At 73.7% G+C, this 25,145-nt stretch carries 22 protein-coding genes; 9 read left to right on the forward strand and 13 right to left on the reverse strand.

The annotated features are described in order from the left end of the window. Positions 1-144 precede the first annotated feature (144 nt). The 3 genes from ACFYZ4_RS31050 to ACFYZ4_RS31060 are packed head-to-tail and all read right to left on the reverse strand — an operon-like array spanning position 145 to position 2,954. Positions 145-885 (reverse strand): SseB family protein, encoded by a 741-nt coding sequence (locus ACFYZ4_RS31050; protein WP_390785379.1) that lies wholly within the window; start codon positions 883-885, stop codon positions 145-147. 21 nt (positions 886-906) lie between these two features. Then, positions 907-2,130: a type VII secretion-associated serine protease mycosin gene (gene mycP / locus ACFYZ4_RS31055; RefSeq protein ID WP_390785380.1), complete on the reverse strand. Its 1,224-nt coding sequence runs from the start codon at positions 2,128-2,130 to the stop codon at positions 907-909. After that, positions 2,127-2,954, reverse strand: coding sequence for a hypothetical protein (locus tag ACFYZ4_RS31060; protein ID WP_390785381.1), 828 nt, complete (start codon positions 2,952-2,954; stop codon positions 2,127-2,129). Before ACFYZ4_RS31060 ends, mycP begins: the two co-directional genes overlap by 4 nt. 143 nt (positions 2,955-3,097) lie before the next feature. On the opposite strand from ACFYZ4_RS31060, the gene ACFYZ4_RS31065 reads away from it, so the two are divergent. After that, complete coding sequence (locus ACFYZ4_RS31065) at positions 3,098-4,300, forward strand: amino acid deaminase/aldolase (RefSeq protein WP_390785382.1); 1,203 nt, start codon at positions 3,098-3,100, stop codon at positions 4,298-4,300. On the opposite strand, the gene ACFYZ4_RS31070 is transcribed toward ACFYZ4_RS31065, so the two are convergent. From ACFYZ4_RS31070 to ACFYZ4_RS31085, 4 genes are all read right to left on the reverse strand, one after another. Further along, positions 4,297-5,592 (reverse strand): haloacid dehalogenase-like hydrolase, encoded by a 1,296-nt coding sequence (locus tag ACFYZ4_RS31070; RefSeq protein WP_390785383.1) that lies wholly within the window; start codon positions 5,590-5,592, stop codon positions 4,297-4,299. The genes ACFYZ4_RS31065 and ACFYZ4_RS31070 overlap by 4 nt on opposite strands. A 104-nt stretch (positions 5,593-5,696) precedes the next feature. After that, complete coding sequence (locus ACFYZ4_RS31075) at positions 5,697-6,491, reverse strand: 3-oxoacyl-ACP reductase (protein WP_351302849.1); 795 nt, start codon at positions 6,489-6,491, stop codon at positions 5,697-5,699. 5 nt (positions 6,492-6,496) lie between these two features. After that, complete coding sequence (locus ACFYZ4_RS31080; protein WP_390785384.1) at positions 6,497-7,843, reverse strand: aldehyde dehydrogenase family protein; 1,347 nt, start codon at positions 7,841-7,843, stop codon at positions 6,497-6,499. A gap of 76 nt (positions 7,844-7,919) precedes the next feature. Continuing rightward, positions 7,920-9,284 carry a glutamine synthetase family protein gene (locus ACFYZ4_RS31085; RefSeq protein ID WP_351302855.1) on the reverse strand — a complete coding sequence of 455 codons (1,365 nt, stop codon included), beginning with the start codon at positions 9,282-9,284 and terminating at the stop codon, positions 7,920-7,922. Positions 9,285-9,361: 77 nt separating this feature from the next. Between ACFYZ4_RS31085 and ACFYZ4_RS31090 the strand changes: the two genes are divergently transcribed. From ACFYZ4_RS31090 to ACFYZ4_RS31100, 3 genes are all read left to right on the forward strand, one after another. Continuing rightward, entirely contained in the window at positions 9,362-10,108 is a 747-nt protein-coding gene (locus ACFYZ4_RS31090) for an FCD domain-containing protein (protein WP_351302858.1), read from the forward strand. Between the two features lie 171 nt (positions 10,109-10,279). Beyond that, a complete protein-coding gene (gene eat, locus ACFYZ4_RS31095) occupies positions 10,280-11,761 on the forward strand; it encodes an ethanolamine permease (protein WP_351302861.1) in 1,482 nt (493 codons plus the stop codon). 48 nt (positions 11,762-11,809) lie between these two features. After that, positions 11,810-12,517 (forward strand): gamma-glutamyl-gamma-aminobutyrate hydrolase family protein, encoded by a 708-nt coding sequence (locus ACFYZ4_RS31100; protein ID WP_390785385.1) that lies wholly within the window; start codon positions 11,810-11,812, stop codon positions 12,515-12,517. A gap of 68 nt (positions 12,518-12,585) precedes the next feature. Here ACFYZ4_RS31100 and ACFYZ4_RS31105 read toward each other — a convergent pair whose 3' ends face one another. Further along, the gene (locus tag ACFYZ4_RS31105; RefSeq protein WP_390785386.1) at positions 12,586-13,527 is read right to left on the reverse strand and encodes a LysR family transcriptional regulator; all 942 of its coding nucleotides are present in this window, start codon (positions 13,525-13,527) and stop codon (positions 12,586-12,588) included. 70 nt (positions 13,528-13,597) lie between these two features. Here ACFYZ4_RS31105 and ACFYZ4_RS31110 point away from each other — a divergent pair, with 70 nt between their 5' ends. Further along, complete coding sequence (locus ACFYZ4_RS31110) at positions 13,598-14,716, forward strand: TDT family transporter (RefSeq protein ID WP_390785387.1); 1,119 nt, start codon at positions 13,598-13,600, stop codon at positions 14,714-14,716. Here ACFYZ4_RS31110 and ACFYZ4_RS31115 read toward each other — a convergent pair. The 3 genes from ACFYZ4_RS31115 to ACFYZ4_RS31125 are packed head-to-tail and all read right to left on the reverse strand — an operon-like array spanning position 14,713 to position 16,668. Then, entirely contained in the window at positions 14,713-15,375 is a 663-nt protein-coding gene (locus ACFYZ4_RS31115; RefSeq protein WP_390785388.1) for a signal protein, read from the reverse strand. The genes ACFYZ4_RS31110 and ACFYZ4_RS31115 overlap by 4 nt on opposite strands. A 23-nt stretch (positions 15,376-15,398) precedes the next feature. Continuing rightward, the gene (locus ACFYZ4_RS31120; protein ID WP_390785389.1) at positions 15,399-16,115 is read right to left on the reverse strand and encodes a helical backbone metal receptor; all 717 of its coding nucleotides are present in this window, start codon (positions 16,113-16,115) and stop codon (positions 15,399-15,401) included. 4 nt (positions 16,116-16,119) lie between these two features. Further along, on the reverse strand, positions 16,120-16,668 hold the full coding sequence (locus tag ACFYZ4_RS31125) for an XRE family transcriptional regulator (RefSeq protein WP_351295765.1): 549 nt from the start codon (positions 16,666-16,668) through the stop codon (positions 16,120-16,122). Between the two features lie 274 nt (positions 16,669-16,942). On the opposite strand from ACFYZ4_RS31125, the gene ACFYZ4_RS31130 reads away from it, so the two are divergent. The 4 genes from ACFYZ4_RS31130 to ACFYZ4_RS31145 all read left to right on the forward strand — a co-directional run bounded on the left by ACFYZ4_RS31130 (position 16,943) and on the right by ACFYZ4_RS31145 (position 21,533). After that, positions 16,943-17,848: a 5'-3' exonuclease H3TH domain-containing protein gene (locus tag ACFYZ4_RS31130; protein ID WP_384347792.1), complete on the forward strand. Its 906-nt coding sequence runs from the start codon at positions 16,943-16,945 to the stop codon at positions 17,846-17,848. Positions 17,849-17,897: 49 nt separating this feature from the next. After that, positions 17,898-18,737 (forward strand): siderophore-interacting protein, encoded by an 840-nt coding sequence (locus ACFYZ4_RS31135; RefSeq protein ID WP_351295741.1) that lies wholly within the window; start codon positions 17,898-17,900, stop codon positions 18,735-18,737. 281 nt (positions 18,738-19,018) lie between these two features. Beyond that, positions 19,019-20,554 (forward strand): serine hydrolase, encoded by a 1,536-nt coding sequence (locus tag ACFYZ4_RS31140; protein WP_351295738.1) that lies wholly within the window; start codon positions 19,019-19,021, stop codon positions 20,552-20,554. A 19-nt stretch (positions 20,555-20,573) separates the two neighbouring features. Further along, positions 20,574-21,533 (forward strand): pseudouridine synthase, encoded by a 960-nt coding sequence (locus ACFYZ4_RS31145; RefSeq protein ID WP_390785390.1) that lies wholly within the window; start codon positions 20,574-20,576, stop codon positions 21,531-21,533. Here ACFYZ4_RS31145 and ACFYZ4_RS31150 read toward each other — a convergent pair. Next, complete coding sequence (locus ACFYZ4_RS31150; RefSeq protein ID WP_390785391.1) at positions 21,530-22,204, reverse strand: helix-turn-helix domain-containing protein; 675 nt, start codon at positions 22,202-22,204, stop codon at positions 21,530-21,532. The genes ACFYZ4_RS31145 and ACFYZ4_RS31150 overlap by 4 nt on opposite strands. A 91-nt stretch (positions 22,205-22,295) precedes the next feature. Continuing rightward, positions 22,296-25,136: a DEAD/DEAH box helicase gene (locus ACFYZ4_RS31155; protein WP_390785392.1), complete on the reverse strand. Its 2,841-nt coding sequence runs from the start codon at positions 25,134-25,136 to the stop codon at positions 22,296-22,298. Between the last annotated feature and the right edge of the window lie 9 nt (positions 25,137-25,145).

Genomic DNA, 25,145 nt, shown 5'->3' on the forward strand with positions numbered 1-25,145 from the left:
CGTTGGGCCCGGCCCCCCCGCCCCCCCGCCCCCCCCCCGCCCCCCCCCCGCGCCCCCCCCCCCCCGGGCGGGGGGGGGGGGCCCCCCCGGGCCCCCCCCCCGCCCCCCCGCCTCTCCTCTTCTGTTGCTTCTTCTCGGCTCTTCTCAGCGGGTGAACAGCGCCTCGCCCGGCGGGAGCGGCGCGTCCGCCGGCAGCAGCGCCAGGTCCAGCCCGCGCACCAGCCGGGCCCGCAGGGTGGTGTCCGCCGCCAGGGCCTCGGCGACGCGGCGGGCCGCGGCGGGCGCCTGCGCCCCGCCGGCCAGCACGATCGCGAGGGTGCCGTCGGCGTCCGCGCCGCCCGGGCCGAGGTGGGCGCGGAGCACGGCCGGCTCCGCGGCCACCGCCTCCCGTACGGCTTCCCGTACGGCGGGGTCGGCCAGCGGGTCCGTGTCCGTACGGCCTTCGGCGAGGGCCAGCAGCGCGGGGCCGGTCAGCTGGTAGGCGACGGGCCCGGCCAGGTCCAGGACCACGGTGTCGGCCTTCTCGTGCGCGGCGGCGGCCAGGGCCTGGTGCAGCGGGACCGCCACCGGGCGGGCGGCCGGGTCCCAGAGCGCGAGCGAGGCGGTCGAGGTGAAGGCGGGCAGGGCCCGCCGGTCGCCGGCCCGGAGCGTCGGGACGGCCATGTCGCTGGTCTTCTCGCGCTTCAGGCCCGTCTCCGGGTCGGTCTCCACCTCGCCGAGGACGGCGACGACGGGGACCAGCAGCCGGGCCCCCTTGAGGGCGGCCAGCACTTCGGGCTCCTTGGCCCGGTCCTCGGACCAGGCGGCCAGGGCCGCGGTCAGCCGGGGATCGGCCGAACCGTCGTCGTCGGAGAAGCCCGGGTCGGGAATGTTCTTGTTCGCCATGTTCGCCACAGTTACCCGACCCTACTGTGCCGGGTGCGAGGGCGCCGTGAGGGGCCCACGGTCGCGGCCCCGGGTGCCCCGCCGCGGGCGCCGGCCCAGTACGGCGGCCAGTACGAGCAGCACCACCCCCGCGACCGCGGCCGCCGGGGCTCCGAACCGGGCGCTCCGCTCGGGCGGGCGGACCGGCTCGGGGCCGGGGCCGAAGTACGTGGACCCGGCCGCGGCGGGGGCGGGCACCGCGGCCTCGGCCTGCATCGACTCGGCGGCCTGGAGGGCGGCGACGGGATCCACCGTGCCGTGGCCGCGGGCGTCGTCGCGGCCGCCGGGCGGGGAGTCGGAGGCCGTGTCCTCCAGCAGCTTCTTGATCTGGGCCGGGGCGAGGTCCGGGTGCTCGGCCTTGATCAGGGCCGCGGCGCCGGAGACGAAGGCCGCGGCGGCGCTGGTGCCCCAGCCCTCGTAGTAGGAGCGGTCGGGGTCGGCGATGACCACGTCGACGCCGGGGGCGCTGACGGTGGCGTACCAGTTGCGGGTGGAGAACTTGGCCTTCTTGCCGCGGCGGTCCACGGCGGTGACGGCGATCACTCCCGGGTAGGCGGCCGGGTAGGACACGCGGTCGCCCGTTTCGCCGCCGTTGCCCGCGGAGGCGACGACGACCACGCCCTTGGCGAGCGCGTACTGGACGGCCTCGTCCTCGCCCGCCTCGTGGTGGGCGGATTCGCTGTCGTCGCCGAGGGACAGGTTGATCACGTCGGCGCCGTGGTCGGCGGCCCAGCGGATGCCCTCCGCGAGGGCCCCGCCCTTGCTGTCGCGGGCCTTGCCGCGGCCCGGGTCACCTTCTTCGAGGATCACCCGGACCGGCAGGATCCGTGCCTGCGGGGCGATTCCGAGGACGCCCTGGCCGCGGCTGGGTCCGTGGCCGTGCCCGGCGATGATGCTCGCCATGGCGGTGCCGTGGCGGGCCCAGGCGCGGTCGCCGGGGCCCGCGCCCATGCCGATGAGGTCGGTGCCCGCGAGGACCTGCCCGGTGAGGTCGGGGTGGGACTCGTCGACGCCGGTGTCGAGGACGGCGACGGTCACCCCGTCGCCCCGGGTGGTGCCCCAGGCCTCCTCGGCGCGGAGCGCGAGCAGGCCCCACTGGCGGTCGCGGATGGTGTCGGCGGCAGCCGGGAACGCGGTGGCGGCCGTGAGGAGGGCGGCGGCGGTCAGGGCTGCGGCGGCCCGCCCGAGCGCCCGTCGCGGGGTCATCGGACGGCCTTCGGCTCAGCCGAGGCGGACGGCGCGGCGGGCGGCGCGGCGGGCGGCGATGCGAGCAGCGCCACGCCGTCCCCGATGCGGGCGGCGACCGCCTTGGCCTCGTGTCCGAGGCCCGCATGGGCGGCGGCTCCGGCGGCGTCCTTCTTCATCAGGTCCTCGGCGGGGCGGGGCGCGTCCAGCGGGCGGCCGTCGGCGAAGGCGGAGACGGCGTAGACCACGACGGGGGCCTCGTCGCGTACGGACGCGGTCCAGGCGGCGCGCTGTCCGTCGGGGAAGCCGTACGCGGGCGGGGCGGTGAGCCGGCCGGTGAGGGCGGTCATCTCGGGGGCGCCGGCGGGGGTGAAGACCAGGCCGACGGTGATCAGGGAGCTGTGGGTGGCGTCCGTGTAGGTGGCGCGGAGCACGCGGGTGCAGCCGGTGGTGGCCAACAGGCCCTGCCAGTCGGCGGCCAGGGCGGCCGCGCAGTCGGCGTCGGGTGCGAGCGCGACGCGGGTCCAGGTCCGGTCGGAGCCGCCGGGGCCGGCGGCGGGGCCGGCCAGGACGGGCGGGAGCAGGGTGTCCACGGGCGCGGCCCGCCACAGCGACTCGGCCTTGCGGTAGGCGGCGTCGGCGGGCAACGGACGGTTCGCGGCGCGGTGTTCGGCCCAGGTGGTGACGGCGGCGCCGCCGACGAGGCCGCCCCCGAGGAGGAGGCAGAGCGCGGCGGCGAGGACGCGTCCGGGGTGGCGGCGCGGCGGGGCGTGCGCGGGCTGGGGCGGCGGGGACCACGGATCGGGCTCGCCCGGAATCGTGGTCCGCGGTGTCGTCGTGGTCATCCGGCGGCTCCGCCCCCCGTTCCGTACGGCTGCCTGCCCGTACTCTACGGGGTCCCCGGCGGGGCTCCGCGGGGCCGGTGTCCCCGCCTCCGGCGGCCGCCGACCCCTACCCACCGGTAGAGACCTCTGGCAAGCTGCCGCCCATGAACTCCCCCGCCGCCGACCGCGCCCGGTACGACCGGGCGACCGCGCACCTGGACGCGCCGCTGGCCATCGTGGACCTCGACGCCTTCGACGCCAATGCCGACGACCTCGTGCGCCGGGCCGGCGGGAAGCCGGTCCGGGTCGCCAGCAAGTCGGTCCGGTGCCGTGCGCTGCTCGAACGCGTGCTGGCCCGGCCCGGGTTCGCCGGGATCATGTCGTACACCCTGGCCGAGTCGCTGTGGCTGGCCCGGTCCGGGTTCGAGGACGTGCTCCTCGCGTACCCCTCCGCCGACCGGGCCGGCTTCGCCGAGCTGGCGAACGACGCCAAGCTGGCCGGCGCCGTCACGGTGATGGTCGACGATCCCGCGCAGCTGGAGCTGATCGACGGGGCGCGCGACGGGGGCGCCGAGGAGATCCGCGTCTGTCTGGAACTGGACACCGCCCTGCAGCTGTTCGGCGGCCGGGTCCGGGTCGGGGCCCGCCGGTCCCCGCTGCGCGAGCCGGCGCAGCTCGCCGCGCTGGCCCGTGCGGTCTCGGCCCGGCCGGGGTTCCGGGTGGTGGGCCTGATGGCGTACGAGGGCCACGTCGCCGGGGTCGGGGACGCGCTGGCCGGCCGGCCGCTGCGCTCCCGGGTCATCCGGGTGATGCAGGGCGCGGCCCGCAGGGAGCTCGCGGCGCGGCGGGCCGAGGTGGTGCGGGCCGTGCGGGCCGTCGTACCGGACCTGGAGTTCGTCAACGGCGGCGGGACCGGCAGTGTGCAGCAGACGGCCGCCGAGGACGCGGTGACGGAGGTGGCCGCCGGGTCGGGGCTGTACGTGCCGCGGCTGTTCGACAACTACACCTCCTTCAGCGGGCGTCCGGCGGCGCTGTTCGCGCAGCCGGTGGTGCGCAGGCCCGGTGTGGGCGTGGTGACGGTGCTCGGGGGCGGCTACCCGGCCTCGGGCGCGGCCGGCGCCGACCGGCTGCCGGTTCCGTACCTGCCGCAGGGGCTGCGCTACGACCCCCAGGAGGGGGCCGGCGAGGTGCAGACCCCGCTGCTGGGCGGCCCGGCCGACGATCTGCTGATCGGCGACCGGGTGTGGTTCCGGCACGCGAAGGCGGGCGAGCTGTGCGAGCGCTTCGACACGCTGCACCTGGTGGAGGGGGACCGGGTGACGGCCACCGCCCCGACCTACCGGGGCGAGGGCCGTACCTTCCTCTAGCTCTGTACCAGCGGGGCCGGGTCCTGGAACACGGAGTCCGTCTGGTCGGGGATGACGCTGGTGTCGCCGCGCAGGACCGGTCCCTTGGTGCCGTCGTGGTCGACGTAGCCCGTCGTCGCGCACGGGTAGGGGCCGGTCTTCTGCTTCTTGGGCTCGATGAACATGGGGTTGACGATCCAGCGGCCGTCGCTGTTGTCGTACGCCCGGCACATCAGCTCGTTCTTGTTGCGGTTCACGACGAGCCGCAGGGCGGTGGCGTCGCGCAGGAAGGAGATGTCGGTGTCGGAGTCGCCGGCGGCGAACACCTGGCGGCGGGCGGCGGGCTGGACCTTCTCGGCGGCCGCGCCGCGCACCCCGAAGATCTCCTTGTTGATCCAGCAGCGCTTGCCGTCGATGTAGGTGATCATCGTGTCGGCGCCGTCCCGGACGGATCCGCAGCCCTGCAGGTGGGAGGTGAGCCTCCCGCCGTGGGTGGTGGTGTTGCGGATGCCTATGACGTGGTCCGCGTCGATACCGACGCCCTTGGCCCACACCTCGACGACCGGCTGGGGCGAGGCCGAGCTGATCCAGACGTCGAAGCCGGCCTTCCGCAGCGTGCCGATGAGGTCCTTCTGCTGCTCGTAGTAGCGCACCCAGCCGGTGGCGGTGCCGCTGCCGACCTGCTGCACGGCGCCGACGGGCGCGGCGAGGTTCTCGGCGCGGGCGGCGGCGGCGAAGCCGCGGATCTCGCGGGCGGTCCAGCCCTGCATGAGCTGGGGCAGCCAGGAGTACGCGGGCTCGGTGGTGCGGCGGTCCCAGCCGGCGAAGGCGGCGGCGCCGGAGCGGGTCGCGGCGGTCCCGTAGACGGCGTTGATCTCGTCCGCGCAGCCGGCTCCGCCGGGGGTTGCGGTGGGCAGCGGGGCGCCGGGGCGGGCGAGGGCGTCACAGGCGCCGGCGAGGGCGGTGGCGGCGGCCGGGGTGAGGAAGCGGCTGGTGGCGGCCCAGTCGGCGGGGCGGCGGATCTTTCCGTTGCGCAGCAGCCAGAACATGGTGGCATCGCCGACGTCGTTCTTGACGACGGTGTTGTCCCAGTCGAAGACGGCGACGGGTTTGGCGCGGCCCGGCCGGTACGGGTTGCAGCTTCCGTACTGGTCGATGAGCTCCTGGAGCCGGGCCTGGTTGTCGCCGTACCAGCCGGAGCCGACCGTCGCCCGGCGGCAGTGGCTCTGGTCCGCCTCGGCGGGCGGGGCCAGCAGGAGCCCGGAGCCGGCGGCCGCGATGAGGGCGAGGGTGGCGGTTCTGTTGCTGCGCATGCTGCTCCTCGGGGTTCGGGCACGGAACAGCCGGGCGCCCGAGGGCGCCCGGCCGGTCCGGAACGGGGTGTGGTCCACCGCGGGGTGGGCTGTGGCGGGGTGGTCTACAGCGGGGTGACGTACGCGCCGGAGATCCCGCCGTCGACGAGGAAGTCGGTGGCGTTGATGAAGGAGGAGTCGTCGCTGGCGAGGAAGGCCACGGCGGCGGCGATCTCGGTGGGCTCGGCGAAGCGGCCCAGCGGGATGTGCACGAGGCGGCGGGCGGCGCGCTCGGGGTCCTTGGCGAACAGCTCCTGGAGCAGCGGGGTGTTGACCGGCCCCGGGCACAGGGCGTTGACGCGGATGCCCTCGCGGGCGAACTGCACGCCGAGCTCGCGGGACATGGCCAGGACGCCGCCCTTGGACGCGGTGTAGGAGATCTGGGAGGTCGCGGCGCCCATGATCGCCACGAAGGAGGCGGTGTTGATGATCGAGCCACGGCCCTGGCGCTGCATGTAGGGCAGGGCCGCCTTGCAGCACAGGTAGACGGAGGTGAGGTTGACGTCCTGGACCCGCCGCCAGGCGTCGAGCTCGGTGGTGAGGATGGAGTCGTCGTCCGGGGGCGAGATGCCCGCGTTGTTGAAGGCGATGTCGACGGAGCCGTAGGTGTCGAAGGCCGTCTTGAACAGGGCGTCGACCTGCTCCTTGTCGGTGACGTCCACCTTCACGTAGGTCCCGCCGACCTCCTCGGCGGCGGCCTTGCCGGCCGTCTCGTCGATGTCGCCGCAGACGATGCTGGCGCCCTCGGACGCGAGGCGCCGGGCGGTGGCGAGGCCGATGCCGCTGCCGGCTCCGGTGATGACGGCGGTACGGCCGACCAGGCGGCGGCAGACGATCTCTTCAGGGGTCTGGCTGGTCATGTTCTTCAGGCCTCCGTGCTGATGAAGACGTTCTTGGTCTCGGTGAAAGCGGTGAGGGCGTCGGGGCCGAGCTCGCGGCCGAGGCCGGACTGCTTGTAGCCGCCGAAGGGGGTCCAGTAGCGGACGCTGCTGTGGGAGTTGACGGACAGGTTCCCGGCGGCGACGGCGCGCGAGACGCGCAGGGCGCGGCCGATGTCGCGGGTCCAGAGGGAGCCGGAGAGCCCGTACTCGGTCGCGTTGGCCAGGCGTACGGCGTCCTCCTCGTCCTCGAAGGGCAGGACGACGGCGACCGGTCCGAAGACCTCCTCGGCGGCCACGGGCGCGCTGGGGGCGACGTCCGTGACGAGGGTCGGCGGATACCAGAAGCCGGGGCCCTCGGGGGCGGTGCCGCGGATCGCGGTGAGGTCGTCGGTGACGAAGGACCCTACGCGCTCCAGCTGGGTCCGCGAGATCAGCGGGCCCATCTGCGTCTTCTCGTCGAGCGGGTCGCCGACGGCGACGGCGGCGATGCCGGGAGCGACGAGCTCCAGGAAGCGGTCGTAGACGGAGCGCTGTACGAGGATGCGGGTGCGGGCGCAGCAGTCCTGGCCGGTGTTGTCGAGGAAGGCCATCGGCGCTGCCGCGGCGGCCGCCTCGATGTCGGCGTCGGCGAAGACGATGTTGGGGCTCTTGCCGCCGAGTTCGAGGGTGACGCGCTTCACCCGGTCGGCGCACTTGGCCATGATCTGCTTGCCGACGCGGGTGGAACCGGTGAAGACGATCTTGGCCACGCCGGGGTGTTCGACGAGCGCGTCGCCCGCGACCGCCCCGTGGCCGGGGAGCACCTGGAAGAGGTGCTCGGGGATCCCGGCCTCGAGGGCGAGTTCGGCGAGGCGCAGCGCGGTCAGCGGGGTGGTCTCGGCGGGCTTGAGGATGACGGCGTTGCCGGCGGCGAGGGCCGGGGCCAGGCCCCAGGCGGCGATCGGCATGGGGAAGTTCCAGGGGGCGATCACGCCGATGACGCCGAGGGGTTCGAGGAAGGTGACGTCGATGCCGCCGGCGACGGGGATCTGGCGGCCGGAGAGCCGCTCCACTCCCCCGGCGGCGAAGTCGAGGAGGTCGCGTACGTTGCCGGCTTCCCAGCGGGCGTTGCCGATGGTGTGACCGGCTTCGCGGACCTCCAGCTGCGCCAGTTCCTCGATGTGGCCGTCGACGACCGCGGCGAAGCGGCGCAGCAGCCGGGCCCTGTCGGCGGGGGCGGCGGCCGCCCACGCGCGCTGGGCCGCGGCGGCCCGGGCGACGGCGGCGTCGACATCGTCCCGTGTGGCGGCCGGGACGACGGCGACGGTTTCCTCGGTGGCCGGATTCAGCACTCGCAGAGTGAGTGGGGCCAGCTCATCGGACACGTGTTGCCTCACAGACTTTCGGTGGTTCGGTGGCGTGCGGTGGCTACAGGCGTTCGAAGGAGCGGCGCAGCTCCCAGTCGGTGACCGCGGAGTCGTACGCGTCGAGTTCCACGCGGGCCATGTTCCGGTAGTGGGCGACCACTTCGGGGCCGAAGGCGGCCTTGGCGATCTCGCTGTTCTCCCAGAGCTCGGCGGCCTCGCGCAGGGTGGCCGGCACGTGCGCGTAGTCGGCGGTGTAGGCGTTTCCGCCGCACGCCTCGGGCAGCTCCAGCCGGTTCTCGATGCCGTAGAGCCCGGCCGCGACGAGGCCGGAGACGGCGAGGTACGGGTTGACGTCGCCGCCGGGGAGGCGGTTCTCGAAGCGCATCGAGCGGCCGTGGCCGACCACTCGGAGCGCGCAGGTCCGGTTGTCCACGCCCCAGGCGACGGCGGTCGGCGCGAAGGATCCCGGCCGGAAACGCTTGTACGAGTTGATGTTGGGGGCGTAGAGAAGGGAGAAGTCGCGCAGCGCGGCCAGCTGGCCGGCCAGGAAGTGCCGCATCACCGGTGACATTCCGCCTGGTCCGTCCCCGGCCATCGCGTTGCGTCCGTCGGCATCAGCGAGCGAGAGGTGGATGTGACAGGAGTTGCCCTCGCGCTCGTCGAACTTCGCCATGAAGGTCAGCGAGACGCCTTCCTGGGAAGCGATCTCCTTGGCCCCGGTCTTGTAGACGGAGTGCTGGTCGCAGGTGGTGAGCGCCTCGTCGTAGCGGAAGGCGATCTCGTGCTGGCCGAGGTTGCACTCCCCCTTGGCCGACTCCACGATCAGGCCCGCGGCCTGCATCTCGTTGCGGATGCGGCGCAGCAGGGGTTCGATGCGGCCGGTCCCGAGGACGGAGTAGTCGATGTTGTACTGGTTGGCGGGGGTCAGGCCGCGGTAGCCGGAGTTCCAGGCCTGCTCGTAGGTGTCCTGGAACACCATGAACTCCAGCTCGGTGCCGACCATCGCGGTGAAGCCGTGCTCGGCGAGGCGCTCCAGCTGGCGGCGCAGGATCTGCCGGGGCGCGGCGACGACGGGCGAGCCGTCGTTCCAGGCGAGGTCGGCGAGGAGGAAGGCGCTGCCCGGGTTCCAGGGGATGCGGCGCAGGGTGGCGAGGTCGGGGTGCATGGCGAAGTCGCCGTAGCCCCGGTCCCAGGAGGACATCTCGTACCCGTCGACGGTGTTCATGTCCGTGTCGACGGCGAGGAGGTAGTTGCAGCCCTCCGTGCCGTGCTCGAGGACCTCGTCGAGGAAGAACTGTGCGGCGAACCGCTTGCCCTGGAGCCGCCCCTGCATGTCGGGGAAGGCCAGGACCACTGTGTCGATCTCGCCGCTGGCGACGAGGGAGCGGAGCTCCTCGGGCGCGAGCGGCGGCATGCGGTCTACCACGGGAATCTCTCCTTCGGTGAGCCGAGAGCGCCTAAGGTATTGAATAGAACCATTGCTTGGGAAGGGGCGGAGCCGAGATGACCGATACGGCGAGTGAAGGCGACGCGATCGCGCGGCTGAATCCCGTGCTGCGGCAGGTGCGGGCGGGCAACGGGTTCGAGGAGGCGCTGGAGCAGATCCTCCAGGTGGTCCGGCTGGGCCTCGTGCCGGGCGGCGAACGGCTGCCGCCCGAGCGCGAACTGGCGGAGCGGATGGGTATCAGCCGGGTCACCCTGCGCGAGGTGCTGAAGGTACTGCAGGACCAGGGCCTGGTGGAGGCCCGGCGCGGGCGGTACGGCGGAACGTTCGTGCTGCCCCGCCCCGACACCCCGGCGGGCGGCGCCGAGGAGGAGCTGCGCCGGCGCGTCGCGGGGGTGGACATCGAGGACGCGCTGCGGTTCCGCGAGGTGCTGGAGGTGGGGGCGGCCGGGCTGTGCGCCTCCCAGGGGCTGACCGAGGAGGGCGCCGAACGGCTGCTCGCCGCACTCGCGGCCACGCACGACGCCCCGCTCGCCGACTACCGCCGCCAGGACACGCTCTTCCACCTCACCCTGTGCGAGCTCGCCGGATCCGCCACCCTCACGGCCCAGTACGCGGCCGTCCGCGCCACCGTCAACGACCTGCTGGACTGCATCCCGCTGCTCGTGCGCAACCTGGAGCACTCGCAGCAGCAGCACACCGCACTGGTGGAATCGGTGCTGGCACGGGACGCGGCCGGGGCGCGCGAGACGATGCGCGAGCACTGCTGCGGCACGGCGGCGCTGCTGCGGGGCTTCCTGGCCTGAGCGGAACCGGAAGGGGGCCGGGAGCGGGCCGGAAAGGGGGCCGGGAGCGGAACCGGAACGAGGGGCCGGGGAGGGTTTCGTAACTTCTGTTTAACGCAGAGGTCTTGCGCTCTCCACTCCACAAGAGCAAAGGTACGCCCCACAACCATTGCCCTGAGGCAGGAGCGCACGATGGCCGACGACATCGAGGCACGGCTGGCAGCCGTACCCGCACCCACCAAGTCCGCCGAGGGCGGCGACCCAGGCGCGGACGACTATCTGGAGCGCCGAACTCTGCGCCGCGGCAGCGCCGGCTGGCTGCTCCTGACCGGTCTCGGCGTCGCCTACGTCGTCTCCGGCGACTTCTCCGGCTGGAACGTCGGCCTCGACAAGGGCGGCTTCGGCGGTCTCGCCATCGCCACCGTCCTCATGGGCGCGATGTACGCCTGTCTGGTCTTCTCCCTCGCGGAGCTGTCCACCATCCTGCCGACCGCGGGCGGCGGCTACGGTTTCGCCCGCCGCGCGCTGGGCCCCTGGGGCGGCTTCCTCACCGGCACCGCCATCCTCATCGAGTACATCCTGGCCCCGGCCGCGATCGTCATCTTCATCGGCGACTACGTCGAATCCCTCGGCCTGTTCGGCCTCACCTCCAGCTGGCCGGTCTACCTCGGCTGCTTCGTGATCTTCATCGGCGTCCACCTCTGGGGCGTGGGCGAAGCGCTCCGCTTCAGCCTCGTCGTGACCGCGATCGCCGTCGCCGCACTGCTCATCTTCGCCGTTGGCGCCTTCACCGAGTTCAGCGCCGACGGCCTCAACGACATCCCGGTCGACGCCGACGCCTTCGGCTCGAACTCCTGGCTGCCGATGGGGCTCCTGGGCATCTGGGCAGCGTTCCCCTTCGGCATGTGGTTCTTCCTCGGCGTCGAGGGCGTACCGCTGGCGGCCGAGGAGGCGAAGGACCCGGTCCGCTCCATGCCGAAGGCGCTCGCCATCTCCATGGGCATCCTCGCCCTGCTCGCGCTGATCACCTTCTTCGCCGCGACCGGCGCCCAGGGCGCCGACGCCGTCAAGGCGGCCGGCAACCCGCTCGTCGTCGCCCTGGAGGGGGACGACGGCCCGACCGCACTCAGTCGCTTCGTGAACTACGCGGGCCTGGCCGGCCTCGTGGCCTCCTTCTTCTCCCTCATCTACGCGGGCTCGCGCCAGCTCTTCGCCCTCTCGCGCGCCGGCTACCTGCCCCGCTTCCTCTCGCTCACCTCGAAGCGCAAGGCCCCGTACCTCGGCCTCGTCATCCCCGGCGCGATCGGCTTCGCCCTGGCCGCCGCCACCGGGAACGGCGCGCGGATGCTGAACATCGCGGTGTTCGGCGCCACCATCTCCTACGCCCTGATGGCCCTCTCCCACATCGTGCTGCGCCGCCGGGAGCCGGACCTGGAGCGCCCGTACCGCACCCCGGGCGGGATCCTGACCTCCTCGGTGGCCTTCGCACTCGCCCTGTCGGCCCTGGTCGCCACCTTCCTGGTGGACAAGGACGCCGCGTTCATCGCCCTGGCCGTGTACGCCGTCGCCCTCGCCTACTTCGCGATCTACAGTCGGCACCACCTCGTGGCCTCGGCCCCCGAGGAGGAGTTCGCGGCTCTGGCGGAAGCCGAGGCGGAACTGAGCCGTGACTGAAACCCTGTCCCTGCCCTGCCCCACCGCTCCCTGCCGGAGGTAACGAACGTGCCCAGGCCGCTCATCGGCATCACCACCTACGTCGAGGAATCCACCCGCTACGGCGTGTGGGACCTCCCGACGTCCCTCGTACCGACCGGGTACTACGAACTCGTCCAGGCGGCGGGCGGCGCGGCCGTGCTGCTCCCGCCGGACGAACCCGGGTCGGCGGCGGAGGTGCTGAGCCGGGTGGACGGCCTGGTGGTCGCGGGCGGCCCGGACGTGGACCCGGTCCACTACGGCGCCGCGCGCGACCCCCGTACGGGCGCCCCGGCGACGGTCCGCGACCGCTGGGAACTGGCCCTGATCGCCGCCGCACTCGACTCCGACACGCCCCTGCTCGGCATCTGCCGGGGCATGCAGGCGCTGAACGTGGCCCTGGGCGGCACGCTGATCCAGCACATCGACGGCCACGTCGACGCCCCCGGCGGCACGTCCTGGCACCCGGTCCGCCCGGTCCCGGGCACCCGGTACGCGGAGCTGGTCCCGGAGGAGGCGCAGGTCCCGACCTACCACCACCAGGCCGTGGACCGCCTGGGCCGCGGCCTGGTCGTCTCGGCCCACGCGCTGGACGGCACGGTGGAGGCGATCGAGGTCCCCGACCCCGACCGCTGGATCCTGGGCGTCCAATGGCACCCGGAACGGGACAAGGACACCCGCGTGATGTCGTCCCTGATCGAAGCGGCCACGATCCGCAGCGCGGTACCGGTGTCCTGACAAATTCCGGCCCCGCCGGCGTTTGAGGCGCGGGGTCCGGGGCGGAGCCCCGGTCTTCAAGCCGCGCCTCAGCCGGCGGCCCCCGGCGGGGAAAGGCGGCGGGTCAGCGACAGCAGATCGCGCGCCGGGCCCGCCGGGCGGGAACCGGCCGGCCAGACCGCCCGCAGGGCCCGGCCCAGCCCCGCCCCCGACACCGGCACCTCCACCAGCCGCCGCGCCGCCAGCTCGTCCCCCACCGCCAGCTCCGACAGGACGCACGGCCCCGCACCGCCCAGCGCCGCCGCCTTCACCGCGGTGGTCGAGGCCAGTTCCAGCAGCGGCGCCGCCAGCCCGCCGCACCCGGCCAGCGCCGCGTCCAGTACCTGCCGCGTCCCCGACCCCCGCTCCCGCAGGATCAGCGGCATCGCGGCCAGTTCCGCCGCCTCGACCCCCCGCGAGCGCCGCGCCCACGCGTGCCCCGGCGCCACCGCCACCACCAGCCGGTCCTGCGCGATCACCGCCGAGTCCAGCCCCTCCGGCACCGTCAGCCCCTCCACGAAACCGAGGTCGGCCTCGTGCGTGAGGACCCGTTCGGCGACGACCGCCGAGTTCCCGGCGTGCAGGGACACCGCCGTGTCGGGCCGTTCCCCGCGCAGCGCGATCAGCCACCCCGGCAGCAGGTACTCCGCGATCGTCATGCTGGCCGCCACCCGCAGCCGCGAGTCCCGCCGGCCCCGCAGCGCCTGCGCCCCCGCGTCGAAGGCCTCCGCCGCCTCCACCACCCGCCGGGCCCAGTCCGTGACGAGCGCGCCCTCGGCCGTCAGCGTCGACCCCCGCGGCGAGCGGTCCACCAGGGCCACGCCGAGCCGCGTCTCCATCGCCCGGATCCGGCTGCTCGCCGCGGGCTGGGTGATGCCCAGCCGCCGGGCGGCGCCGCTCAGGCTGCCGACCCGCGCGACCGCGAGCAGCAGTTCCATCGCGCCCAGGTCCGGCACCCGGTGCGCCAGCGGAACCCACTCCTCGTTACCCATAACATCAGTTTATGACCTCATAGAGGGATGGTCTCTGCCGCCCTGTCCGCCCCGGCGCGAGGCTGGGTCCATGGCCACCACCCTCGTGCGACCCCGCACCCACATCACCCCCGCAGTCCGGGCCCACAAGGCCCCCGCGCTGCGGCACCTCGGCCCCAACTGGTACGCGTCCGTCATGGGCACGGCGATCATCGCCAACGCCGGCGCGACCCTCCCGTACCAGCTGCCCGGCCAGCGCGTGGCCTGCCAGCTCGTCTGGGCGCTGTCCGCCGCCGTCCTCGCCGTCCTGCTCACCGCCCGCGCCGGCCACTGGATCCACCACCGCGACCAGGCCCGCGCCCACCTCCTCGACCCCGCCGTCGCCCCCTTCTACGGCTGTCTGTCCATGGCCCTGCTGGCCGTCGGCGGCGGCACCCTCATCGTCGGCAAGGACCTCATCGGGACCGGCGCGGCCGTCGCCGTGGACGCCGTCCTCTTCACGGTCGGCACCGCGATCGGCCTGGTCATGGCCGTGGTCGTGCCCTACCTGATGGTGGTGCGCCACAAGGTCGAGCCCCGCCAGGCCACCCCCGTCTGGCTGCTCCCCCTGGTCGCCCCGATGGTCTCCGCGGCCCTCGGCCCCCTGCTGATCCCCCACCTGCCCGCCGGCCAGCCCCGCGAGGCCCTGCTGCTCGCCTGCTACGCCATGTTCGGCATGAGCCTGCTCGCCATCCTGCTGATGCTCCCCCTGATCTTCGGCCGGCTGATCGTCGGCGGCCCCCTCCCCCTGGCCCTGACCCCCACCCTCTTCCTGGTCCTGGGCCCCCTCGGCCAGTCCACCACCGCCGTGAACCAGCTCGCCGACGTCGCCCACCAGTCGATCGGCGCCCCCTACGCCGGAGCGCTGAGCGCCTTCGCCGTCGTCTACGGGGTCCCCGTGATGGGATTCGCGCTGATGTGGCTGGCCCTCGCCGCGGCCATGCTGGTCCGCGCCGCCCGGGGCGGCATGGGCTTCGCGATGACCTGGTGGGCCCTGACCTTCCCCCTCGGCACCTGCGTCACCGGCGCCACCGGCCTGGCCCACCACACGGGCCTGACCGCCTTCGCCTGGCTCGCCACCGCGCTGTTCCTGGCCCTGGTGACCGCCTGGCTGGCCGCCGCCGCCCACACCCTGCGCGGCCTGTTCACCGGCCGCCTGCTCGCCGGCTAGCCGACCTGGAGCTCGTACCCCACGGAAAGCTCGAAGGAGCCGGACGAGCCCTCGATCCGCAGGGTGTGGGCGCCGGGCGACAGCGGGTCGATCTGCACCCACAGGCCGCAGGCCAGTCCGCCGAAGCTGCCCGCCCCGGTCGTCACCGGATTCCCCTCGACGCCCTTCAGCCGGATCTCGGAGCCCTCGTACCGCTCCACCGTCAAGGGCCTGCCGTCCAGCACCGCGGCGCCCTTCGCCCCCTTCATCCAGCTCGCGCAGTCGGTTGCGTCGGCGACCAGGTTGACCAGGGGAAAGGCCACCGGCCGCCCGGCGGGCACCGAGCAGGTGCGCTGCCTCTTCTCGCCGAAGCTGCCGGCGAGGAACCAGACGTCGCCGGGCTGGTTCTCGGCGCAGAAGGTACCGTCCGGGTCCTTCACGGGATTGGAACGCGCGGGGCTGGAAGCGGCCCAGTTCCACCACCGGGCCTGGAGTTCGCCGCCATCGAGCCGCCCGGCCCCCGCCGGGGCGGACGGGCCCGGGGCGGACGGGGCCTGGGCCGACGGCGTCGACGGCGCCGCCGTCGACGGGGCGGCCGAGGGGGACGAGGCGGGCGCGGCGCAGGCTGCCGCGAGCAGCGCCGCTCCGGTGACCAGGGCAAACGTTCTTCCGGTACGCATCCCCGCAGGGTACGAAATCCCCGTCAGCGCGCCGCCCGCAGGGCCCCGGCCAGTACGGCCGGGGCCTCGGCGAGCGAAGGCCCGTACCAGGTGAGGTGGCGGCCGCTGAGCAGGGCGGCCGGCAGGCCGGGGAAGGCCTCCGGGCCGTCCTCGGCCGTGAAGCGGTACGGCTCGTCCGGGAGCACCACCAGATCGCAGCCGGCCGCCGCGAGCTCCTCCACCGGAACCCGCGGATAGCGCTCCGGGTGCCCGGCGTACACGTTGCGGACGCCCAGCCGCGCCAGCAGGTCCCCGGCGAAGGTGTCCCGGCCCAGCACCATCCACGGCCGCCGCCAGATCGGCACGAAAGCGGTGAGCGCGCCGACCGGCTCCGCCCGGGCCCACGCACGCTCCGCGTCCGCCAGCCACCCCGGCCTCTTCAGCCCCAGCGCCCGCACCAGCACCCGGTCCAGCTCCCGCAGCGCCTGCGGGAGGTCCCGTACCTCGGTGACCAGCACCTCCAGCCCGGCCGCCCGCAGGGCCGCGAGGTCCGGGGCCCGGTTCTCCTCCTCGTTGGCGATGACCAGGTCGGGGCGCAGCTCCGCGATCCTCCGTACGTCGGGGTCCTTCGTCCCCCCGATCCGCACCGCGTCCCCGAGGTCGGCGGGGTGCGTGCACCAGTCCGTGACCCCGGCCAGCAGGCCGGGGGCACTCACCGCCACCGCCTCCGTCAGCGAGGGCACCAGCGAGACGACGCGCACCGGCTCAGTGCTCGGGCGAGGGCGGCTCGGAGGTGGCGTGGATGTGCTCGCCCACCGCGACCACCAGGAGCCGGGTGTCCTCGGTGACGGCCCGCCAGCGGTGGCGCACGCCCCCCGACAGGAACAGCGCGTCCCCGCTCTCCAGCCGGTACGCCCGCCCCTCCGCCTCGACCTGGCAGGCACCCTCGACCACGTACATCAGTTCGTCGTTGCGGTGCTGGTACTCGCGCCCGGCGTCCTGGTCCCCGGTGAACTCCAGCGCGTGCAGCTGGTGGTGCCCGCGCACGAGGGGCCGTACGCCCTGCACCGGACCCAGCCCGGACTCGTCGCCGGCCCGTACGAGGTCCACCGTGCGCGCGGTGTCGGAGGCGGCCAGCAGCTCGACGGCCGTGGTCTCCAGCGCGTCCGCGACCCGCTCCAGGGACCGCATGCTGGGCCGGGCCCGCTCGTTCTCTATCTGGCTCAGGAAGGGCACCGACAGACCGCTGCGCGCCGACACGGCGGCCAGCGTGAGGTGCAGCGCGCGGCGCCGCTTGCGCACCGCCACTCCCACGCGCAGCGGCTCCTTGCCGTCCTTGTCCTTGCTCTTCTCGTCCCTGTCGGTCAGCTTGTCGCTCAGGCCGTCCGTACCGTCCGTACCGTCGGTGCCGTCCCTGTCGTTCATGTCGGGGCTGCCCTCCCCATGTCCGTCGCACATCGGTGTGCTGTAAGCACCTTACGCAGCAACCGCCCCCGGTTTCGCGTGCACGGCTCTTCCCGTACCCGACCGCTCACGGTCCGTGCCGAAGCGTTGCGGCATCATCGTCTCCGTGACGACACGACGCCTGATGCTCCTGGACACCGCCTCCCTCTACTACCGCGCCTACTTCGGCGTGCCGGACTCCGTGAAGGCCCCCGACGGCACGCCGGTCAACGCGGTGCGCGGGCTGCTCGACTTCATCGGCCGGCTCGTGCAGGACCACCGGCCGGACGATCTGGTGGCGTGCATGGACGCCGACTGGCGGCCGCACTGGCGGGTGGAGCTGATCCCCTCCTACAAGGCGCACCGGGTCGCCGAGGAGACCGAGACCGGACCCGACGTCGAGGAGACCCCGGACACCCTCGCCCCCCAGGTGCCCATCATCGAGGCGGCGCTGGACGCCTTCGGCATCGCCCGGGTGGGCGTCGCCGGATACGAGGCGGACGACGTGATCGGCACGCTGACGGCCCGCGCCAGTGGCCCGGTGGACATCGTCACGGGCGACCGCGACCTCTACCAGCTGGTGGACGACGCCCGGCAACGCCGGGTCCTGTACCCCCTGAAGGGCGTCGGCACCCTCCAGGTCACCGACGAGGCCTGGCTGCGGGGGAAGTACGGGGTCGACGGCCCCGGCTACGCCGACCTGGCGCTGCTGCGCGGGGACCCGAGCGACGGCCTGCCGGGCGTCCCCGGCATCGGCGAGAAGACGGCGGCCAAGCTCCTCGACGCGTACGGCAGCCTGGCCGGAATCATCGCGGCGGTCGACGATCCGAAGTCGAAGCTGACCCCCACTCAGCGCAAGCGGCTGGACGAGTCCCGACCGTATCTGGCCGTGGCCCCGAAGGTGGTCCAGGTGGCCTCGGACGTGCCGCTGCCGCCGTTCGATCCGGCCCTTCCGACGGCTCCCGCACGGCCCGAACTGGTCGAGGCACTAGCCCATCGGTGGGGTCTCGGTGGAGCAGTCTCCCGACTGAGCAGCGCACTGCTCCGCTGAGGTGCTAACTTAGGTAAGGCTAAGTTTCAGGGGAGTCAGGGGAGACACCGTGGCAGAAGGACGCGCCCGCACCGTCGGCACCGCCGTCGTCGTACGCACCGAGCGGCTCTCGCCGCACATGGTGCGGCTCGTGCTGGGCGGTGAGGGCCTGGCCGAATTCGGCGCGGGCGAGTACACCGACCACTACGTCAAGATCCTGTTCCCCCCGACAGGCGTCGTCTATCCCGAGCCCTGGGACCTGGAGCAGATCCGCGCGCACTTCCCGCGGGCGCAGTGGCCGCGCCAGCGCGCGTACACGGTACGGAGCTGGGACCCCGCGCACCTGGAGCTGACCCTCGACTTCGTCGTCCACGGCGACGAGGGCGTGGCCGGCCCCTGGGCGGCGCGGGTGCAGCCGGGCGAGCGCGTGCGCTTCCTCGGCCCCGGCGGCTCCTACGCCCCGGACCCGACGGCCTCCTGGCACCTCCTGGTCGGCGACGAGAGCGCGCTGCCGGCGATCGCCGCCGCGATGGAGCGGATGCCGGTGGGCGCCCGGGTCCACGCCTTCGTGGAGATCGAGGGCCCGGAGGACGAGCTGAAGGTCGCCACCCCCGACGGCGTCGTCCCGGTCTGGCTCCACCGCGCCGGCCGCCCGATCGGCGAGGCCCTGGTGGAGGCGGTCACCGGCCTGGAGTTCCCCTCCACGGACGTCCACGCCTTCGTCCACGGCGAGGCCGGCTTCGTCAAGGACCTCCGCCGCCACCTCCGCCTCGAACGCGGCATCCCCCGCGAACGCCTCTCGATCTCGGGCTACTGGCGCCTGGGCGAAACGGACGAGGGCTGGCGCGCGATCAAGCGCGACTGGAACGCCACGATCGAAGCCGAACAGGACCACGCCGCAGCGGCGTAACCTTCCTCCTGCCGACGCCTGATGCCCGGGGTCCGGGCCAAAGCCCCGACCCCGCAGCCTCACCCCACCACCCCAGCCCCGCCGCGCCACCCCAGCCCCGCCGGCGTTTGAGGCGCTCTTTCAGCCCCGCCGGCGTTTGAGGCGCGGGGTCTGGGGCGGAGCCCCAGCAGCGGCGCCGCACCCGCGCACGCACCCGCGGCCACGCACCCGCACCCCCGGCGGGAGCCAAGCGGCAGGAGCCAGCCCGCGCGCCCCCACCCGTCCGGCAGGACAATGGCGCCATGCGTACGCTCCACGCACTGGGGGCAGCCGCCGCCGCAACCCTCCTCACCGCCGCGGCGGCCACGGCCGCGCCCAGCCCCCCACCCCCACCCCGCCCCCTGATCAGCGACGACGCAGTCGACAAGGCCGTCGCCCGCCTCGACCAGACCGTCGCGGACATGATGCGCCGCACCGGCGTCCCCGGCGTGTCCGTGGCCGTCGTCCACGACGACAAGGTCGTCCACATCAAGGGCTACGGGCTGCGCAGGACCGGCGAGAGCGCCAAGGTCGGCCCCGACACCGTCTTCCAGATCGCGTCCCTCTCCAAGCCCGTCTCCTCCACGGTCGTGGCCGGCACCCTCACCGACCCCGCCGAGTGGGACCGCCGCACCACCCTCCCGGGGTTCTCCCTCAAGGACCCCTGGGTCACCGACCACGTGACCACCGCCGACCTGTTCTCCCACCGCAGCGGCCTGCCCGATCACGCCGGCGACCTCCTCGAAGACCTCGGCTACGACCAGGCGTACATCCTCGACCACCTGCGCCTCGAACCCCTCTCCCCGTTCCGCGCGAGCTACGCCTACACCAACTTCGGGTTCACCGCGGCCGCCGAGGCCGTGGCCCGCGCCAAGGGCACCAGCTGGCAGAAGCTCAGCGCGGACACCCTGTTCAAGCCCGCCGGCATGACCCGTACGAGCACCGGGTTCGACGACTTCGTCAACGCCCCGGACCACGCCTCGACCCACGTCAAGAACCCGAACGGCACCTGGAGCCCCCGCTTCGTCCGCGACCCGGACGCCCAGGCCCCGGCCGGCGGCGTCAGCTCCACCGCCACCGACATGGCCCGCTGGCTGCGCCTGCAACTGGCCGGCGGCACCCTCGACGGGAAGCGGATCGTCCCCGCCGACACCCTCGCCCGCACCCACCTGCCCGAGATCGTGTCGCAGCCGGCCAACGCCGTCGGCACCACCAGCTTCTACGGGCTCGGCTGGAACGTGAGCTACGACAGTGCGGGCCGCCTGCGCCTGAGCCACTCCGGCGCCTTCGACCTCGGCGCCAACACCAACGTCACCATGCTCCCCCTGGAGCAGCTCGGCATCGTCGTCCTGACCAACGGGGCCCCCGTCGGCCTCCCCGACGCCGTGGCCCTGGACTTCTTCGACTACGCGGAGCACGGCAAGGTCAGCACCGACTGGCTCGCGCTGGCCGCGTCGGCCTACGCCACCGCGCTCGCCCCGCAGGACGCCTCCACCACCGACTACGCCCACCCGCCCGCCGGTGCGAAGCCCGCCCGGGACAGCGCCGCGTACACCGGCACCTACGACAACCCCTACTACGGCAAGGCGACCGTGACCGCGGCCGACGACGGCGCGCTCACCCTGGCGCTGGGCCCGAAGCCGCTGCGCTTCCCGCTCACCCACTACGACGGCGACACCTTCAGCTTCGTGACCGCGGGCGAGAACGCGGTCGGCCGCACCGGGGTGTTCTTCGCCGACGGCACGCTCCGCGTCGAGTACCTCGACGCCGAGCACCTGGGCACCTTCACCCAGCGGTAGCCGCATAGCCTGTCCCCCGATGAGACGCAGAGCCCAGGCACCCCCCTCGCCCCTCCCCCAGCGGGCCGGCATCGACCCGGTCCGGCTGCGGCTGCCGCCCGACCCGGACGGAATGTGGCCGGACCTCGGCGGCTACCTCACCGACCGCTACGCCGGCACCCGCGGCGCCGATTCCATCGCGCGCCTGCTGGCCGCCGGCCGGGTGCTCGGCCCCGGCGGGCGCGTCCTGCACGCCCGGGACCCGTACGAGCCGGGCGGCTACCTGTGGTTCCACCGGGACATGGAGCCCGAGCCCCCGGTGCCGTTCGCGGTCCGCGTCGTCCACCGGGACCCGCACCTGCTGGTCGTGGACAAGCCGCACTTCCTGGCGACGACCCCGCGCGGCAGCCACATCACCGAGACCGCCCTGGCCCGGCTCCGCGAGGAGCTGGACCTGCCCGCGCTCAGCCCGGCGCACCGCCTGGACCGGCTGACGGCCGGCCTGGTGATGTTCAGCATCCGGCCCGAGGACCGCGGTGCGTACCAGCTCCTCTTCCAGCGGCGCGAGGTCCACAAGGAGTACGAGGCCCTGGCGGTCCACGACCCGGCGCTCGCCCTGCCGCGCACGGTCCGCAGCCGGATCGAGAAGGCCCGCGGGGTGATCGCGGCGACCGAGGTGCCCGGCGCCGAGCCCAATGCCGAGAGCCTGATCGAACTGATCGGCACCTGCGGGGACCTGGGCCGCTACCGGCTGACCCCGCGCACCGGACGCACCCATCAGCTGCGCGTGCACATGAACGGCCTGGGCCTGCCCATCCTGGGTGATCCGGTGTATCCGGAGGTGACCGATCCGGCCCCGGACGACTACCGCCGGCCCCTGCAGCTGCTGGCCCGGCTCCTGGAGTTCACCGATCCGGTCACCGGGACCGTCCACCGCTTCGAGAGCGGCCGCACCCTCCAGGCCTGGGACGACCGCCCGGCCTGGGAGGCCGGACCCTAAGCCTCGTCCCCCTGGCCCCGGGGAAGGCGGACCCCCGCGATCCGCAGCGCCGCGTCGGCGGTGGCCTCCGCGAAGGCCGTCACCGGCCGCGCCGGATCGGCCCGGTGGATCAGCATGACGCCCTCGATCAGTCCGAAGACCAGGTCGTTGCGGAGCGTCAGCCCCGCACCGTCCCCGGCCAGTTCGGCGCCCGCGCACGTCCCGTCGAGCAACACCCGGTAGGCGTGCTTGAGTTCCGCGCGCATCCGGCGGAACTGCGCGAAGCGCGCGCCGCCCACCTCGGGCAGCAGGTAGAGCGCCCCCAGGTTGTACGGGCCCCCGCACAGCAGGAGCACGTCGGAGCGGCACAGCTCCCACAGCCGGCGCGCGGCGGGCCGGCCGGCTTCGGCGAGCAGCCGGCGGGCCAGGACCAGGGAGGGCGCGACGGTGGACTCCAGCAGTTCGGCGAGGAGTTCCTCCTTGCCGCCGAAGTAGTGGTACATCGTGGCCTGGCGCATTCCGGCCCGCCCGGCGACCGCCCGCGTGGTGGTCGCCGCGTACCCCTGGGCGGTGAACAACTCGGCCGCCGCGCAGAGGAGTTCCTCGCGCGGCGGCCGGCCGCTCTCCGGTCTCAGCCGCTCGGCGCGTGGCCGACCGACCCGTCTCGGGCCCTCGTCTGCTCCCCCACTCATGAACCCGATCGTCGCACAGGGCACGACGGATCGATCATGGCAAGAGATCAGATCAAGCCGACCCCGCTCTCGGAGGAAGCCCCAAAACCGGCTAGCCGACCGAGCTGTAGGCCACTACGCCCCGCAGCAGCGCGTCCACGGCCTTGCGGGCGTTGCGCGCCAACGTGCTCCCGCTCTCGCCGGAGGCCGAGGGGGCCGCCGCCGCGATCTGCCCGAGCACGTCGATGACCTGCTTGCACCAGCGCACGAAGTCGCCGGCCGGCATCTCCGCCTCGCGCAGCACCTCGTCCAGGCTCTTGTCGGAGGCCCACTGGTACGCCGCCCACGCGAAGCCGAGGTCCGGCTCGCGCTGGCCCACGCCCTCCGCCTGGTTGATGCGGTGCTCCTCCTCCAGCGCGTCGAGCCGGCCCCAGATGCGGACCATCTCGCCCAGCGCCTCCTTCGCCGCGCCGCCGGGCACCTTCGGCGCGACCGCGTCGTCGGATTGGCGCGCCTCGAAGACCAGCGCCGAGACGCAGGCGGCCAGTTCGGCCGGGCTGAGGCCCTCCCACACCTTGGCCCGCAGGCACTCGGAGGCCAGCAGGTCGAGCTCCCCGTACAGTCGGGCGAGCCGCTTGCCGTGCACGGTGACCTCGTCCTCGCGCAGGTAGTCCAGCTCGGTCAGCAGCGCGTGGATCCGGTCGAAGGTGCGGGCGATGGTGTTCGTCCGGCCCTCGATCCGCCGCTCCAACTGCTGCGTGTCCCGCTTGAGCCGGTGGTAGCGCTCCGCCCAGCGGGCGTGGTCCTCGCGCTCGTCGCAGCCGTGGCAGGGGTGCGCCCGCAGCTCGGACCGCAGCCGGGCGATCTCACGGTCGTCGGCCGCGGCGGCCCGGCCGCGCGCACGCCGCTCCGGCGTGATGTGCCCGGCCTTGCTCCGCAGCTGCGAGGCCAGGTCCCGACGGGACTGCGGCGACCGCGCGTTGAAGGTCTTGGGGATCCGCATCCGGTCCAGTGCCTCCACCGGGACCGGGAAGTCGATCGCGGCGAGCCGCTTGACCTGCCGCTCGGCGGTGAGCACCAGCGGGCGCGGGCCCTCCGCGTACTCGGACCCGCGGTGCCCGTGGACCCGCCCGGCCGGCACGCCCGGGTCCAGGACCAGCGCGAGCCCGGCGAACTTGCCCGTCGGCACGTGGATGATGTCGCCCGGCTTGAGTTTCTCCAGCGAACCGGCCGCCTGCACCCGGCGCTGGGCGGCGCCCTGCTTGGCCAGGTCCGTCTCACGGTCCTTCAGGTCGCGGCGCAGCTGCGCGTACTCCTCGAAGTTCCCCAGGTGGCAGGTCATGCCCTCCTGGTAGCCCTCCAGGCCCTCCTCGTTGCGCTGCACCTGACGGGAGATCCCGACGACCGAGCGGTCGGCCTGGAACTGCGCGAAGGAGGTCTCCAGCAGCTCGCGCGAGCGGTGCCGCCCGAACTGGCTGACCAGGTTCACGGCCATGTTGTACGAGGGCTTGAAGCTGGAACGCAGCGGATACGTACGGGTACCCGCGAGGCCGGCGAGGCCCGCCGGGTCCATGCCCCGCTGCCACAGCACCACCGCGTGGCCCTCGACGTCGATGCCGCGCCGCCCGGCCCGGCCGGTCAGCTGCGTGTACTCGCCGGGGGTGATGTCGGCGTGCTGCTCGCCGTTCCACTTGACCAGCTTCTCCAGGATCACCGTGCGCGCGGGCATGTTGATGCCCAGCGCCAGGGTCTCGGTGGCGAAGACGGCCTTCACCAGACCGCGGACGAACAGCTCCTCCACGACCTCCTTGAAGGTGGGCAGCATGCCCGCGTGGTGGGCGGCGATGCCCCGCTCCAGGCCTTCGAGCCATTCGTAGTACCCGAGGACGTGCAGGTCCTCGGTGGGGATGGAGGCGGTCCGCGCCTCGACGATCTCGCGGACCCTGAGCCGCGCGGACTCGTCGTTGAGCCGCAGGCCCGCGTACAGGCACTGCTGGACCGCGGCCTCGCATCCGGCCCGGCTGAAGATGAAGTTGATGGCGGGCAGCAGCCCGTCGCCGTCGAGCCGGGCGATGACCTCGGGGCGGGACGGGGTCCAGATCCGGCCGCGGGAGCGCCGCTCGCGCTCGCGGTCGGCCTCGCGGACCATCTTGCCGCGCCGCCGGTCCTTCGGGTTGTACGTGCGGCTGTTCTCCTCGCGCGCCATGCGCAGCAGGTCGGGGTTGACCTCCCGGCGCGCGGAGCCGCGGCCGCCGTGGTCGGACTCCTCCTCGAAGAGGTCGTAGATCTTGCGGCCGGCCATGACGTGCTGCCACAGCGGGACGGGCCGCTCCTCGGAGACGATCACCTCGGTGTCCCCGCGGACGGTGTCCAGCCAGTCGCCGAACTCCTCGGCGTTCGACACGGTGGCCGACAGGGACACCAGGGTCACCGATGCGGGGAGGTGGATGATCACTTCCTCCCAGACGGCCCCGCGGAACCGGTCGGAGAGGTAGTGGACCTCGTCCATCACGACGTAGCCGAGACCGCGCAGCGACTGGGAGCCCGCGTACAGCATGTTGCGGAGCACCTCGGTGGTCATCACGACCACCGGCGCCTCGGAGTTCACGCTGTTGTCGCCCGTCAGCAGGCCCACCTTGTCGGCGCCGTAGCGCTTGACGAGGTCGGCGTACTTCTGGTTCGACAGCGCCTTGATCGGCGTCGTGTAGAAGCACTTGCGGCCCTGCTGGAGGGCCAGGTGCACGGCGAACTCGCCGACGATGGTCTTGCCCGAGCCGGTCGGGGCGGCGACGAGGACGCCCTTGCCCGCCTCCAGGGCCTTGCAGGCCTCGATCTGGTACGGGTCCAGTTCGAATTCGTACATCTCGCGGAACGGGGCCAGGGCAGTGGCCTCTTCGGCGGCGCGGATCCGGGCAGCGGCGTACCGCTCGGCGGGGGAGAGTTCTTCGGTCATCTTGCTGTC

It is taken from the genome of Streptomyces sp. NPDC001513 (genome assembly GCF_042894695.1).
In the GTDB taxonomy this organism is placed as follows: domain Bacteria; phylum Actinomycetota; class Actinomycetes; order Streptomycetales; family Streptomycetaceae; genus Streptomyces.

What these genes read in the sequence shown, in the direction of transcription:
- ACFYZ4_RS31145 (WP_390785390.1), top strand. Translation starts at nt 20,574, where the DNA reads ATGAGACGCAGAGCCCAGGCACCCCCCTCGCCCCTCCCCCAGCGGGCC.
- ACFYZ4_RS31110 (WP_390785387.1), top strand. Translation starts at nt 13,598, where the DNA reads ATGGCCACCACCCTCGTGCGACCCCGCACCCACATCACCCCCGCAGTC.
- ACFYZ4_RS31060 (WP_390785381.1), bottom strand. Translation starts at nt 2,954, where the DNA reads ATGACCACGACGACACCGCGGACCACGATTCCGGGCGAGCCCGATCCG.
- ACFYZ4_RS31130 (WP_384347792.1), top strand. Translation starts at nt 16,943, where the DNA reads ATGCTCCTGGACACCGCCTCCCTCTACTACCGCGCCTACTTCGGCGTG.
- ACFYZ4_RS31115 (WP_390785388.1), bottom strand. Translation starts at nt 15,375, where the DNA reads ATGCGTACCGGAAGAACGTTTGCCCTGGTCACCGGAGCGGCGCTGCTC.
- ACFYZ4_RS31150 (WP_390785391.1), bottom strand. Translation starts at nt 22,204, where the DNA reads ATGAGTGGGGGAGCAGACGAGGGCCCGAGACGGGTCGGTCGGCCACGC.
- ACFYZ4_RS31105 (WP_390785386.1), bottom strand. Translation starts at nt 13,527, where the DNA reads ATGGGTAACGAGGAGTGGGTTCCGCTGGCGCACCGGGTGCCGGACCTG.
- ACFYZ4_RS31075 (WP_351302849.1), bottom strand. Translation starts at nt 6,491, where the DNA reads ATGACCAGCCAGACCCCTGAAGAGATCGTCTGCCGCCGCCTGGTCGGC.
- ACFYZ4_RS31050 (WP_390785379.1), bottom strand. Translation starts at nt 885, where the DNA reads ATGGCGAACAAGAACATTCCCGACCCGGGCTTCTCCGACGACGACGGT.
- ACFYZ4_RS31070 (WP_390785383.1), bottom strand. Translation starts at nt 5,592, where the DNA reads ATGCGCAGCAACAGAACCGCCACCCTCGCCCTCATCGCGGCCGCCGGC.
- mycP (WP_390785380.1), bottom strand. Translation starts at nt 2,130, where the DNA reads ATGACCCCGCGACGGGCGCTCGGGCGGGCCGCCGCAGCCCTGACCGCC.
- ACFYZ4_RS31065 (WP_390785382.1), top strand. Translation starts at nt 3,098, where the DNA reads ATGAACTCCCCCGCCGCCGACCGCGCCCGGTACGACCGGGCGACCGCG.
- eat (WP_351302861.1), top strand. Translation starts at nt 10,280, where the DNA reads ATGGCCGACGACATCGAGGCACGGCTGGCAGCCGTACCCGCACCCACC.
- ACFYZ4_RS31090 (WP_351302858.1), top strand. Translation starts at nt 9,362, where the DNA reads ATGACCGATACGGCGAGTGAAGGCGACGCGATCGCGCGGCTGAATCCC.
- ACFYZ4_RS31140 (WP_351295738.1), top strand. Translation starts at nt 19,019, where the DNA reads ATGCGTACGCTCCACGCACTGGGGGCAGCCGCCGCCGCAACCCTCCTC.
- ACFYZ4_RS31155 (WP_390785392.1), bottom strand. Translation starts at nt 25,136, where the DNA reads ATGACCGAAGAACTCTCCCCCGCCGAGCGGTACGCCGCTGCCCGGATC.